This window comes from Microbacterium sp. BE35, assembly GCF_031457705.1.
GTDB lineage: Bacteria > Actinomycetota > Actinomycetes > Actinomycetales > Microbacteriaceae > Microbacterium > Microbacterium trichothecenolyticum.
This window is the reverse complement of record NZ_JAVDXD010000001.1, coordinates 464,039-476,661: the sequence shown is the minus strand read 5'-3', so window position 1 is coordinate 476,661 and position 12,623 is coordinate 464,039. Positions and strand designations below refer to the sequence as shown.

The window sequence follows — 12,623 nt, the reverse complement described above, 5'->3', positions numbered from 1 at the left end:
GACACGGAATGGAACCCAGCGTCCAGACCGAATCGGTTCGAGCCTCTCTAGCGAAGGTGACCCCGGGGTGAACAGCACAAGACGAGTCGGTTGCACGGATTACCGAGCAAGTACATGGATGTCCTAGTATTCTGGAAGTCGTGACGAAGCCGTCACCCTGACTCACCGGAGAGACGTAATGGACGCCACCCCTGTCCCCGTGCTCGCTCCCGTCGCCATCAGCGAAGACGAGCGCGCAGCCATCATCGAAGCCGTGCGCGATTTCGCACAGTCCGAACTCGCGCCGCACGCGCTGGAGTGGGACAGGGCATCGCACTTCCCCCGCGAGACGCTGCAGCTCGGCGGCGAGCTCGGCCTGGGCGGCATCTACGTCCGCGAGGACGTCGGCGGGTCGGGCCTCACGCGCTCCGACGCGGCCGCGATCTTCGAGGAGCTGGCGAAGGGCGACCCCGCCATCGCCGCCTACATCTCGATCCACAACATGGTGGCGTGGATGATCGACACGTACGGCACCGATGCCCAGCGCCATGAGTGGCTTGCACTCCTGACGTCGATGCAGGGCTTCGGCAGCTACTGCCTCACCGAGCCGGGTGCAGGATCCGATGCCGCCGCCATCGCGACGAGCGCGATCCGGTCCGGCGACGAGTACGTGCTGACCGGAGTCAAGCAGTTCATCTCCGGCGGGGGCGAGGCATCCGTCTACATCGTCATGGCCCGCACCGATGCCGACGCCGGCGCCCGCGGCATCACCGCGTTCCTCGTGCCGGCCGACGCCCCCGGGCTGTCGTTCGGGCAGCTCGAGCACAAGATGGGCTGGAACGCCCAGCCGACGCGGCAGGTGATCCTCGACGAGGTGCGCGTGCCCGTCGCGAACATCCTCGGCGGCGAGGGTCAGGGTTTCAAGATCGCGATGTCGGCGCTCGACGGGGGCCGCATCAACATCGCCGCGTGCTCGCTGGGCGGCGCGCAGTGGGCCCTCGACCGCGCGGTGAAGTACGTGCACGAGCGCTTCACCTTCGGCGAGCCGCTCGCCGAGAAGCAGGCTGTCGTGTTCGCCCTCGCCGACATGGCCACAGAGCTGCGCGCGGCGCGCGCGCTCGTTCGCGACGCCGCCGCGGCGGTCGACGCGAAGGCCCCCGACGCATCCATGCAGTGCGCGATGGCCAAGCGGTTCGCCACCGACGCGGGCTTCACCGTCGCGAACCAGGCGCTGCAGCTGCACGGCGGCTACGGTTACCTCCACGAGTACGGGATCGAGAAGGTGGTGCGCGATCTGCGTGTGCATCAGATCCTGGAGGGGACCAACGAGATCATGCGCGTGATCATCGGCCGCCAGCTGCTCGCGCACTGACGCTCTCAGGACGAGGAGGTCCGACATGAAGGTCGCATTCCTGGGGCTCGGTCATATGGGCCTGCCCATGGCGCGGAATCTCGCCGGCAGCGGACACGAGGTGGTCGGCTTCGACGTCTTCCCCGCCGCGGTCGACGCGGCGCGAGAGGCGGGGCTGATCGTCGGGGATTCGGGAACGGATGCCGCCACCGCCGCGGACGTCGTCATCACGATGTTCCAGACCGGCACGCAGGTGCTCGAGGCCTATCGGGGTTCCGGCGGAGCTCAGGGGCTCCTCGACGTCGCGGCATCCGGAGCGCTGTTCATCGACTGCTCGACGATCGCCGTCGACGAGGCGCGCGCCGCGCACGCGCTCGCCGAGGCGGCCGGGCACCGCTCGCTCGACGCCCCGGTGTCGGGCGGGGTGGTCGGAGCCGAGAACGCCACGCTCGCGTTCATGGTCGGCGGCACGGACGACGACTTCGACGCCGCCCGGCCGCTCCTGGAGGCGATGGGCCGTCGCGTCGTGCACTGCGGCGGCGCCGGGCTCGGCCAGGCCGCGAAGGTCTGCAACAACATGATCCTCGCGGTGTCGCAGATCGCGGTGGCCGAGGCGTTCGTGCTGGGCGAGCGACTGGGGCTCTCGCACCAGGCACTGTTCGACGTGGCCTCGAACGCGTCGGGCCAGTGCTGGGCGCTGACGACGAACTGCCCCGTGCCGGGGCCGGTGCCGACGAGTCCGGCGAATCGCGACTACCGGCCCGGATTCGCAGGAGCCCTCATGAACAAGGACCTGGGTCTGGCCGAGCAGGCGATCCAGCTCACAGGAGTGGATGCCCGCATGGGCATGCTCGCGCGCGAGATCTACGCCCACTACGCGGACGGCCCCGGCGCGGGCCAGGACTTCTCCGGCATCATCAACTCGATCCGCGAGTTCTCAGACTGACCCCCCCGCCCCCCCCCGAGCCCGAGCAACAACCGACTGCGGAGCGAGTGCGTCTCTCCGCTCCGCAGTCGGCTTGTGCGTCGGAGTCCACAGGACACCGACCGGAAGTGACTGCGGAGCCGAGGCTTTACGATCAGGACGACTCAACCGAAGGAGCAGAGATGACCGAGGACCAGGCGACCGAGTACGAGACGATCCTGGTCGAGACTCGCGGGAGGGTGGGGTGGATCACCCTCAACCGGCCGGAGGCGCTCAACGCGCTGAACTCGCAGGTGTGCCGCGACGTCGTGGCCGCGGCATCCGTCTTCGATGCCGATGAGGGGATCGGCGCGATCGTCGTGACAGGCTCGGAGCGGGCGTTCGCGGCCGGCGCCGACATCAAGGAGATGGAGTCCAAGAACGGGCTCGAGATGCTGATGGGCGACCACTTCGGCGGCTGGACGCAGTTCGCCGCCGTCCGCACCCCTGTCATTGCGGCCGTGTCGGGCTACGCGCTCGGCGGCGGCTGCGAGCTCGCGATGATGTGCGACATCATCCTCGCCGCCGACACCGCGAAGTTCGGGCAGCCCGAGATCAACCTCGGCGTGATCCCCGGCATGGGCGGCTCGCAGCGCCTCATCCGTGCGGTCGGCTACTACAAGGCCGCCGAGCTCATCCTCACGGGACGCATGATGGATGCTGCGGAAGCCGAGCGGTCGGGACTCGCCTCGCGCGTCGTGCCCGCGGCCGACCTGCTCGCCGAGGCGCAGAAGACGGCCGAGGCGATCGCGTCGAAGAGCCTCCCGTCGCTGTACGCCGCGAAGGCTGTGCTGGACGCCGCGCTGGAGACCCCGATGGCCGAGGGCCTGCGCCTCGAGAAGCACGTGTTCGCGAGCCTCTTCGACACCGCCGACCAGAAGGAGGGCATGGCCGCCTTCCGCGAGAAGCGCGCTCCGGAATTCAAGGGCCGCTGACCGGGTCAGAGGGGGTCAGGCTGGGGTCTCGGCTCGGTGAAGTCGCCGGCGTCCTTGCGGAAGCGCGCGATGATGCGCACGAGCTCGGTCGTGTCGGCGTCGGTGAGGCCCGGATCCTCGAAGACTTCGGTGTTGAGGGCCGTGGTCGCACGCTCCACGAGCTCGCGCCCGGTGTCCGTCAGCACGAGCATCGCCGCACGGCCGTCAGCTGGGTGCGGCTCTCGCGAGACGAGCCCGTCGCGGGCCAGTCGGTCGACCGTGTTCGTGACGCTGGTCGGGTGCACCTGCAGGCGGGCGATGGCACTGGCCATCGGCATCCGTCCCTCTCTCGTGAAACCGAGCAGGCGCAGCATCTCGTACCGGGCGAACGACAGGCCGAACGGCCTCAGAGCGGTGTCGATGCGCGCGAACAGGAGCTGCTGCGCGCGGATGATCGAGGTCACGGCGGTCATGCCCGCGGCCGCGTTCTCCCAGCCATGGGCGATCCACTGGCGCTTGGCTTCGGCGATCGGGTCGACCGGAAGACGCCTGGGTGCTGCCATGTCGACCTCCTCGTCCCCACCGTACCGGTCGACCGGGTTGTCACGGACACCCGGATGCCTCGAAACGGCGGCTTATGTATACACACGGCAGGTCGCGAGTCGGTCATCGCCGGTTCATTTCGCGGGATTGGGTACATTGCGGCGCGAGCCATAGACTCGTGCCCAGCGTGAGGAGATCGTATGAAGATCGTCGTCCTGGTCAAGGAAGTCCCGGATACCTATGGGGATCGCAGGCTGTCGCTGGAGACCGGCTTGGCCGATCGTGGCGCGAGCGAGACGGTGCTCGACGAGATCGGTGAGCGGGCGCTGGAGGTGGCCCTGTCGTACGCGGACAAGACGCCGGGCACCGAGGTGGTCGTCCTGTCGATGGCGCCGGAATCGGCGGCGGCGACGGTGCGCAAGGGGCTCGCGATGGGTGCCGCGTCGGCCGTGCAGGTGGTCGACGAGGGCCTGCTCGGAGCCGACCTGGGGCTCACCGCCGAGGTGCTCGCGGCCGCGCTGCAGCGCACCGGGTTCGACCTGGTGATCGGCGGCAACCTGTCGACCGACGGGGTGGGCGGGATGATCCCGGCGATGGTGGCCGAGATCCTCGATGTGCCGTCCGCGACGTACCTGAGCGCGGTGGAGATCGGCGAGGGCGAGGTGGTCGGCACGCGCGCCTCCGATGGAGCGACGCTGCAGGTGACGGCGGCGCTGCCGGCGGTGATCTCGATCACCGAGGCGCTGCCCGACGCGCGCTTTCCCAACTTCAAGGGAATCATGGCGGCCAAGAAGAAGCCGTTCGAGACCCTGTCGCTCGCCGAGCTCGAGATCGACCCGCACGATCCGGATGCGTCACGGTCGATCGTGATCTCGCTCAGTGAGAAGCCGCCGCGTGAGGCCGGCGTGAAGATCGTCGACGAGGGGGATGCCGGCCAGAAGCTCGCGGACTTCCTCATCCAGAACCGGCTCGCGTGAGGGTGCTCCGATGACGTTTGCAGATGACTCGATCCTGGTCCTCCTCGACACCACGCCGTCGGGCGGGCTCGCCAAGACGGCTGCCGAGCTGCTGGGGGCTGCCGCGACGGTGGGCACGCCGGTCGCGGTGATCGTGGGCGACGCCGCGCTGGCGGCGGATGCTGCGGCCCTCGGCGCCGCGTCGGTGCTGGTCGCGCCGGCCGGCGAGGGCCTGTCGGTCCCGCGGGTGGACGCGCTGACGGAGGCCGCCGACCTGGTGCGGCCCGACGCGATCCTGGTGGCGAACTCGGTGGAGGGCCGCGAGGTCGCCGGCCGGTACGCCGCCCGCACCCGCTCGGCGGTGGCGGTCGACGCGGTCGGCGTATCCCGTGATGCGGAGGGCGTGGTCGCGCACCACTCGGTGTACGGCGGTGCCTACAACGTCGACTCGGCCGTCACGTGGGGTGCGCCGGTGATCACGATCCGGCAGGGCTCGGTGGATGCCCGCGCCGACGCGGTCGCCGGAGTCGAGGCGGAGCCGCTCGAGGTCCGCGCCTCCGGGCGTCGGGCCGCGACCGTGACCTCAGTTGATGAGGCCGTGGTGTCGTCGTCGCGTCCGGAGCTGCGTGGTGCGGCGAAGGTCGTCTCCGGTGGACGCGGACTCGGCTCCGGTGAGAAGTTCGCCCTCGTGGAGCAGCTCGCCGACGCACTCGGGGCCGCGATCGGCGCGTCGCGGGCCGCGGTGGACGCCGGGTACGTGCCGTATTCGTACCAGGTGGGGCAGACCGGTGTGTCGGTGTCGCCGCAGCTGTATGTGGCCCTCGGCATCTCGGGTGCGATCCAGCACAAGGCCGGTATGCAGACGGCCAAGACGATCGTCGCGATCAACAAGGACGCCGACGCCCCGATCTTCGAGATCGCGGACTTCGGTGTGGTCGGCGACCTGTTCACGGTCGTGCCGCAGCTGATCGCCGCGCTCGAGGCGAAGAGGGCGTAACCCGGCATGGCGACGTTCGGTTCCACGGTGCGCCGCGGCCTCCCGCGCACGCCTGGCGGCGAGCCCTGGCCGCCCGCCGGCGCCGCGCCCGCCACCAACGGCGACGGCGCCGTGCCGGCAGCCGAGGGCCCCGCCGCCGGCGATCATCCGGTTCCGCAGTCGGTTGTGGCGGGTGCGCAGGAGGATGCCGCGCCGAAGGTGACTGCGGAACCACGGAGTGCGGTCACGCTGCGCCGGGGTCTGCCGCGCGTGCCCGGCGGCGAGCCCTGGCCGCCCGCCGGGGAAGCGCCTGTGGTTCCGCAGTCGCTTGCGGCGGGTGCCGAGACGGATCACGCACCAGAAGTGACTGCGGAACAGCAGGAGGCCGACTCGACGGCGGTGCCGCAGCGAGCCCCGGCCACCCCGCGCGCTGCCGCACCGGGATCAGCTCCGACCGCATCCGGCGACGGTGCCAAGGCGCTGCGGCGCGGTCTGCCCCGCGTCGCGGGCGGCGAGCCGTGGCCGCCGGCCGGGTACGCGCCGACCGCGACCGCGGCACCGGTGACGGATGCCGAGCCCCCATCGGTCCACGAAGCGTCGGCGGCCGTCGCTTCCGGGGTGGCAGCAACGGTGTCCGAAACTCCTGCCCCCGCAGCGCGCACCACCGCCACCGGCGTCTCGCTGTCGGAGCCGTTGCCGTTCCGTCGCACGGTGTGGGCCGGTGCCACCGCCAAGGCGCATCCGGCGGCCAAGGCGGAGCCGAAGCGGATCGGTCCGTTCACCCGCGGCCAGTGGGCCGGCGCGGTCGTCGTCGGCGGCGCCGGACTGCTGTACGCGGCCGGCATGGCCGTGCTCGCCGTGCGCTGGCTGCTGTCGACGTCGTGGGGCATGGACTTCCTCGCGGCGTACCCGGGCGAGTATCACCTGCCCGAGGGAGCGCCGGTCGGCATCCCGGCGTGGCTCGGGTGGCAGCACTTCTTCAATGTGTTCCTGATGGTGCTGATCATCCGCACCGGCCTGCAGGTGCGCACCGAGAAGCGGCCGAGCGTGTTCTGGTCGCCGCGCAGCAACGGCCGGCGCAAGATGAGCCTGAACCTGTGGTTCCACCAGTCGCTCGACATCCTGTGGATCGTCAACGGCGTGATCTTCGTGGTGCTGCTGTTCGTGACCGGCCAGTGGATGAAGATCGTGCCCACGTCGTGGGAGGTGTTCCCGAACGCGGTGTCGGCGGCTCTGCAGTATGTATCGCTGGACTGGCCCACCGAGAACGGCTGGGTGAACTACAACTCGCTGCAGCAGCTGGCCTACTTCGCCACCGTGTTCCTCGCGGCACCCCTCGCGATCGCGACGGGGGTCCGGATGAGCCACGTCTGGCCGAAGAACGCGGCCGGGCTGAACAAGGCGTACCCGGTGGAGTGGGCGCGCGCCGTGCACTTCCCGGTGATGCTCTACTTCGTCGTGTTCATCGCAGTGCACGTGTTCCTCGTGTTCGCGACCGGGGCGTTGCGCAACCTCAACCACATGTACGCGGCGCAGGGCTCGGTCGACCCGAACGCGTACGCCGACAACTGGACCGGGTTCTGGTTCTTCGCCCTGTCGCTCGCCGTGATCGCCGCAGCCTGGATCGCCGCGCGGCCGCTCGTGCTGGCGCCGATCGCCCGCCTGTTCGGCAAGGTCTCCGGCCGCTGACGCAACCGGCCTACTCGACGACGATGCCGGCGAGGTCCGCGAGGGCCGCTGCCATGAGCTGCAGCTGCTCCGGCGAGATCGTCGCGCCGCGGAGGCCCTCCATCCCGACGACCTGACTGAGGTCGGCCCCGCGCAGGTCGACGTCGGTGAGCCGGGCGCCGCCGGCGTTCAGCGTGCCGATGCGGGCGCCGTCGAACGCGACACGGCGGGCCGAGGCATCCAACAGGTCGATCTCGTCGATGGTGCAGTCGACGAAGGCGACGTCGAGCAGCTCGGCCCCGCGGAGGTTCACGTAGCCGAGCTTGCAGCGACTGAAACGGATGCCGCGCCAGGCGACGTCGTAGGCCTCGACCGAGCCGAACCGGCTGTCGCGGAGCTCGACATCGCGCCAGCCGCCGCGCGCGGCCGACACCGTGGGCACGTTCGCGCCAGCGAACACGGACTCGACGAGGTGGGCACCGCGCAGCGCCCACGTTCCGAGGTCGAGCCCGTCGAACCGGCAGGCCTCGACAGTGGCGCCGGACTCGAGCTGCCAGGTGTCACGGGCGATACCCGAGTACGCGACGCCGTCGAGGCGCCCGGCGTCGAGCATCGCGTCGTCGCCGGCGTCGAGCGCGCCCAGCGACGACTCGTCGAAGTCGAACGAAGGCGGCTGGGTGCCCTGGGTCTTGCGCGATCTTGCAGCTGGCATCGCCGCAACCTTAGCCCGAGCCGCCGACGCCGGCATGTCACCCGTCCTTCTGGGTTCGGGGCGCGCCGCGTGGGTTCGGGGCGCATGCCGCACGCCCCGAATGCGCGCCCTGCGCCCCGAACTCGGGTGACGGCTGCGGCCGGGAGGGGGGATAACCCGAAGCGAAGTGTGCGGATGGCACCGGCGCGCGGCGCGGCGCGCGCGCCTAACTTTGGTGACATGACCTCCTCGGACTCTCCTCCCGTCCGCCCGGTGACGCGGCCCGCCCAGGTGGCGGGCGCCATCGCGCAGCTCGCGGCCCTCGGCGTCCTCGGCGCCGCGGCCTTCTCCCTCCTCTTCACGCTGCTCGGCGTCGGCATCGGCCTCGTGTTCGTGCTCGGCATCGGCCTCGTCCTCCTCGTCGGGCTCGTCTACGTGCTCTTCGCCCTCGGCTGGCTCGAGACCGAGCGCGTCGACGGGCTGTACCGGTTCGGGCTTGCGCGGCTGCGTCCGCGGACCAGCGGCCGGCCCGGATTCGGCGGGCTCCTGCGCACGATCTGGATGCAGGCCATCGACCCCGGCACGTGGCGCGCGATCGCGAACCTCGCGATCGCGACGATCCTCGGGTGGGTCGTCGTGGCCCTCGCCGGACTCCTGGTCTCGGGCGCCGTTCTCGTGTTCGCGCCGCTGTTCGCCGACGCGAGCGCCGTGCGGCTCGCGCGCACCGGGATCGAGGTGCCGCTCGCGTGGGCGGTACCCGTGGGCATCTTCGCAGCGCTCTTCTCGGCCGCCGCGCTCATCGGGCTCGGCGTGCTCCACGGCATCATCGCGCGGGCGATCATGGTCCCGTCGCGCGAGGCGCAGCTCGCCGCCGCGGCTCGCATGTCGAGCCAGCAGCACGCGGGCGCAGTCCGCGCCGCCGACGTCGAGCGCACCCGCATCGAGCGCGACCTCCACGACGGCGTCCAGCCGCGGCTCGTCTCGGTCGGCATGACCCTCGGGCTCGCGCAGCAGAAGATCGACGCCGATCCCGAGGCTGCGAAGGCCCTCATCACCGAGGCGCACACCTCGACCAAGGCGGCCATCACGGAACTCCGGCAGCTGGCCCGGGGCATCCACACGTCCGTCCTCGACGATCGCGGACTCGACGCCGCCATCTCGGCGCTCGTCGCCCGTTCGGTCGTGCCGGTGCACACCGACGTCCGCCTCGACGGCCGGTGCAGCCGTGACACCGAGGCGGCGGCGTACTTCGTGATCGCGGAGGCCCTCACCAACGCCGCCAAGCACTCGCGGGCGACCGAGGTGCGCGTGGTCGCGCGACTGCGCGAGCCCGGAACGCTGTGGGCCCGCGTCGAAGACAACGGCGTGGGCGGCGCGCGGGTCATCCCCGGCGGCGGTCTCGACGGCATCGTCAACCGCGTGCTCGCGGCCGGCGGCGAGGCGCGCATCGACAGCCCCGCCGGTGGACCGACGAGCGTGGAGGTGAGCATCCCGTGCGCATCCTGATCTGCGAGGACTCGGCGCTGCTGCGCGCCGGCCTGGTGCGGGTGCTCGAAGACGCCGGCCACGAGGTGGTCGGCGCCCTCCCCGACGCCTCGCGGCTCGACGAGACCGTCGACACGACGGCGCCCGACCTGTGCATCCTCGACGTGCGGCTGCCGCCGACCTGGGTGGACGAGGGCATCCGCGCCGCCCTGTCGCTGCGGGCACGCCTGCCTCAGCTCGCGGTGCTCGTGCTCTCGCAGTACGTCGAGGAGCGGTACGCCGCCGACCTCATCTCGTCCAGCGGCGGAGCGCTCGGCTACCTCCTCAAGGACCGCGTGGCCGACGTCACCGACTTCCTCGAGGCGATCGAGCGCATCGCGGCGGGTGCCACGGTCCTCGACCCCGAAGTGGTCGCACAGCTGCTCAGCCGCAGGACGAGGGACGAACGGATGCTGCGCCTCACCGAACGCGAGTCCTCTGTGCTCGCGCTCATCGCCGAGGGGCGCTCCAACCAGGCCATCGCGAAGACGCTGCACGTCACCGAGGGCAGTGTCGAGAAGCACATCACCGCGGTCTTCCAGAAGCTGGACCTCGAACCCGACGAATCGGGCAACCGGCGCGTGCTCGCCGCGATCGCCCACCTCGAGCACGGCGGCCCGACGCCGCCGGCTCCGACGACACCGAGCGGCCGTGGGCCGCAGACAGGAACGAACCGATGAGCACGACCCTGACCCCTCCGCCCGTGGTGCCCGACAGCCCCGCCGAACCGCCGCGGCCGTCCTCCGGAGGATCGCGCGCCGTCGCGATCGTCGTGATCGTGCTGGGCGGCATCGTGCTCCTGGGCGCGGCGACCTCGGCCGCCGTCGGCACCATCGCCTCGGCATCGGTCCACACCTCGACCCGAACGGTCGACGCCGCCGGGATCGAGGCGCTCGACGTCGACGCCGCCGCCGGCACGCTGCGCGTCGAGTTCTCCGACGTCGGGGAGGCCGAACTCGAGGTGACGAGCTCGTGGGGCGCCGGTGATTGGCGGCTCGAGCGCGACGGCGACACGCTGCAGGTCTCGTCGCCGGACCGCGACTGGTTCGGCTGGCGCGGATGGTTCGGCGACGGGGGAGCGGATGCCGTGCTGCGCCTGCCTGCGTCGCTGGAGGGACTGGACGCCGACATCTCGCTCGCGGCAGGCGAATTCGTGACGGACGGCGAGTTCGGCGAGCTGGACCTCTCGCTCGCGGCCGGCTCATTCGACGTGTCGGGCTCGGCTGACTCGCTCAGCGCCGATGTCAGCGCAGGACGCGGCACCGTCGAGCTCGACGGCGTGCGCGAGGCCGACCTGACCGTGAGCGCGGGCTCCCTCGACGCGACGCTGACCGGCGCTGCGCCGGATGCGATCGAGCTCGACGTGAGCGCCGGTTCGCTGCGGCTCACGGTGCCCGAGGGCGAGTACGACGTGCGCTCGGAGGTCTCGGCCGGCCAGTTCGACAACAGCATCGGCTCGACGCCCGGCGCGTCCCGCACGATCGACGTGCAGGTCTCTGCCGGCCAGGCCGTGCTGAAGTCCGGGCGCTGAGCCGCAGCATCCGTTTCCGGCCCGCCGTCGCGGCACCGCGGCGGCGGGCCGGTCCGCGTCTTCGGGCCCCTCGCCAGCGGACCAAGAGGTGAGAGGCAGGACCATCGGGTGGTGTTGCACCGGCGGGTCAGGTCGACACGGATGCTGCGCCCGCGGCGAATCCCTCGGCGTAGGCCTCGTCGGTGCCGAGGCGGAACATGTCCTTCTCGAGCGGGCGCACGATCGAGCGGGCGCCGGGAAGATCCAGGGCGCCGACGAGGTCGGCGCGTCCGCGCACCACGGCGACGGGGCGCCGGGTCGCCTTGCCCTTGACGAGGTCCGTCGCCGCCGCGAGCTCGTCCCCGACGCACGGCATGGTGACGACGAGGGGGCGGCCCTCGGCATCCGTGCCCCCGCGGAGGTCCTCGAAGACGTGCACGCCGCCCGCGCCGATCGCGTGGTCGGTCTGTCCCTCGCGCCAGGCGCGGCCGAGCGTGTCCGACACGATGACGCCGACCTCTGCGCCGAGCCGCTCCCGAAGACCCGCGGCGATCGCGCGTGCGGAGGCGTCGGGGTCTACGGGCAGCAGGAGCACCGTGCCCTCGGGGGTGTTGGACGCATCGACGCCGGCCGCGGCCGAGACCATGCCGAGGCGGTTCTCGACGATGCGGGTCGTGGAGCCGTTGGGGGTGGTGCGCGATGCCACGACCCGCACAGTCTCGGACGTGATCGCGTCTTCGCGGTCGTCGGCGACGACGAAGCGCCCCTCCGCCTTCGAGACGATCTTCGAGGTCACCACGAGGATGTCGCCGTCCGCGAGCTCGTCGCCCGCCGCGCGGGCGATGACATCGACGAGGTCGGCGCCCGCCTCGATCTCGGGGATGCCCTCCAGGGGCCAGACGGTGAGCGCGGTGCGAGGCGGCATGGGTCCAGTCTTCCGGATGCGCGGGCGCTCCGGCTCCGCCGCCGGAAACGCCGAAGGGGCGTGCCCGGCGAACCGGACACGCCCCTTCGGGACAGTGGTGGGTCAGCGCACGAAGCGCACCTCGGTGAGAGTCTCGCCGAGGAAGGGCTCGGTGTGCGTCGCGCCGTCGAGGGCGAACCCGTTGCGCGTGTAGAAGCGGTGCGCGCGGGGGTTGTCGTCGGCGACCCACAGGTAGAGGCCTTCGGCGGGCTCGACGACCGCGTCGAAGAGCTTCTGGCCGATGCCGGTGCCGTGGTGGGCGTCGAGCAGGTAGATGAAGTACAGCTCGCGGAAGCGCGGGGCGTCCTTGTCGCGCGCGGGACCGGAGCCTGCGAATCCGACGATCTCGCCGTTCACGAGGGCGGCGAACATCTTGAACTCGGGACCCTGGACGGCCCAGTGGGTCCAGAGCTCGGCGAGGCGCTTGGGCGAGACGGCCTCGAGGGCGGCCTTGCTGATGAGGTGGTCGTACGTCTCGTGCCAGGCGGTCGCGTGGACGCGCCCGAGGGCCTCCGCGTCGACGTCACGCACCGGACGGACGACGATGTCGGTCTGGGTTTCGGCTTCCATGGCCAGACTCTAC

General features: G+C 71.3%; 13 protein-coding genes. 9 read left to right on the top strand and 4 right to left on the bottom strand.

Annotation, left to right across the window (positions count from 1 at the left end; all coding sequences use genetic code 11):
• The first annotated feature begins 178 nt into the window (after window positions 1-178).
• From J2Y46_RS02070 to J2Y46_RS02060, 3 genes are all read left to right on the top strand, one after another.
• Complete coding sequence (locus J2Y46_RS02070) at window positions 179-1,351, top strand: acyl-CoA dehydrogenase family protein (RefSeq protein ID WP_045299687.1); 1,173 nt, start codon at window positions 179-181, stop codon at window positions 1,349-1,351.
• A gap of 25 nt (window positions 1,352-1,376) precedes the next feature.
• Window positions 1,377-2,276: a 3-hydroxyisobutyrate dehydrogenase gene (gene mmsB, locus J2Y46_RS02065; RefSeq protein WP_045299689.1), complete on the top strand. Its 900-nt coding sequence runs from the start codon at window positions 1,377-1,379 to the stop codon at window positions 2,274-2,276.
• A 161-nt stretch (window positions 2,277-2,437) separates the two neighbouring features.
• Entirely contained in the window at window positions 2,438-3,229 is a 792-nt protein-coding gene (locus J2Y46_RS02060; RefSeq protein WP_310239882.1) for an enoyl-CoA hydratase-related protein, read from the top strand.
• A gap of 5 nt (window positions 3,230-3,234) precedes the next feature.
• On the opposite strand, the gene J2Y46_RS02055 is transcribed toward J2Y46_RS02060, so the two are convergent.
• Window positions 3,235-3,771: a MarR family winged helix-turn-helix transcriptional regulator gene (locus J2Y46_RS02055; protein ID WP_045299693.1), complete on the bottom strand. Its 537-nt coding sequence runs from the start codon at window positions 3,769-3,771 to the stop codon at window positions 3,235-3,237.
• A 180-nt stretch (window positions 3,772-3,951) separates the two neighbouring features.
• Here J2Y46_RS02055 and J2Y46_RS02050 point away from each other — a divergent pair, with 180 nt between their 5' ends.
• The 3 genes from J2Y46_RS02050 to J2Y46_RS02040 are packed head-to-tail and all read left to right on the top strand — an operon-like array spanning window position 3,952 to window position 7,372.
• Window positions 3,952-4,728: an electron transfer flavoprotein subunit beta/FixA family protein gene (locus tag J2Y46_RS02050; RefSeq protein WP_310239880.1), complete on the top strand. Its 777-nt coding sequence runs from the start codon at window positions 3,952-3,954 to the stop codon at window positions 4,726-4,728.
• Window positions 4,729-4,738: 10 nt separating this feature from the next.
• Window positions 4,739-5,704, top strand: coding sequence for an electron transfer flavoprotein subunit alpha/FixB family protein (locus J2Y46_RS02045; RefSeq protein ID WP_310239879.1), 966 nt, complete (start codon window positions 4,739-4,741; stop codon window positions 5,702-5,704).
• A 6-nt stretch (window positions 5,705-5,710) separates the two neighbouring features.
• Window positions 5,711-7,372: a cytochrome b/b6 domain-containing protein gene (locus tag J2Y46_RS02040; RefSeq protein WP_045299699.1), complete on the top strand. Its 1,662-nt coding sequence runs from the start codon at window positions 5,711-5,713 to the stop codon at window positions 7,370-7,372.
• 10 nt (window positions 7,373-7,382) lie between these two features.
• Here J2Y46_RS02040 and J2Y46_RS02035 read toward each other — a convergent pair whose 3' ends face one another.
• A complete protein-coding gene (locus tag J2Y46_RS02035) occupies window positions 7,383-8,063 on the bottom strand; it encodes a pentapeptide repeat-containing protein (RefSeq protein WP_052676814.1) in 681 nt (226 codons plus the stop codon).
• Window positions 8,064-8,282: 219 nt separating this feature from the next.
• Here J2Y46_RS02035 and J2Y46_RS02030 point away from each other — a divergent pair, with 219 nt between their 5' ends.
• The 3 genes from J2Y46_RS02030 to J2Y46_RS02020 are packed head-to-tail and all read left to right on the top strand — an operon-like array spanning window position 8,283 to window position 11,097.
• On the top strand, window positions 8,283-9,548 hold the full coding sequence (locus J2Y46_RS02030; RefSeq protein WP_310239875.1) for a histidine kinase: 1,266 nt from the start codon (window positions 8,283-8,285) through the stop codon (window positions 9,546-9,548).
• The gene (locus J2Y46_RS02025) at window positions 9,536-10,246 is read left to right on the top strand and encodes a response regulator transcription factor (protein WP_045299704.1); all 711 of its coding nucleotides are present in this window, start codon (window positions 9,536-9,538) and stop codon (window positions 10,244-10,246) included. Before J2Y46_RS02030 ends, J2Y46_RS02025 begins: the two co-directional genes overlap by 13 nt.
• Window positions 10,243-11,097: a hypothetical protein gene (locus tag J2Y46_RS02020; RefSeq protein ID WP_310239873.1), complete on the top strand. Its 855-nt coding sequence runs from the start codon at window positions 10,243-10,245 to the stop codon at window positions 11,095-11,097. Before J2Y46_RS02025 ends, J2Y46_RS02020 begins: the two co-directional genes overlap by 4 nt.
• 127 nt (window positions 11,098-11,224) lie before the next feature.
• Here the strand turns inward: J2Y46_RS02020 and cofE are convergent, their stop codons facing one another.
• Together cofE and J2Y46_RS02010 are read right to left on the bottom strand one after the other, a co-directional pair.
• Window positions 11,225-12,001 carry a coenzyme F420-0:L-glutamate ligase gene (cofE, locus tag J2Y46_RS02015; protein ID WP_310239871.1) on the bottom strand — a complete coding sequence of 259 codons (777 nt, stop codon included), beginning with the start codon at window positions 11,999-12,001 and terminating at the stop codon, window positions 11,225-11,227.
• A gap of 102 nt (window positions 12,002-12,103) precedes the next feature.
• On the bottom strand, window positions 12,104-12,610 hold the full coding sequence (locus J2Y46_RS02010) for a GNAT family N-acetyltransferase (protein WP_045299709.1): 507 nt from the start codon (window positions 12,608-12,610) through the stop codon (window positions 12,104-12,106).
• Window positions 12,611-12,623 lie beyond the last annotated feature (13 nt).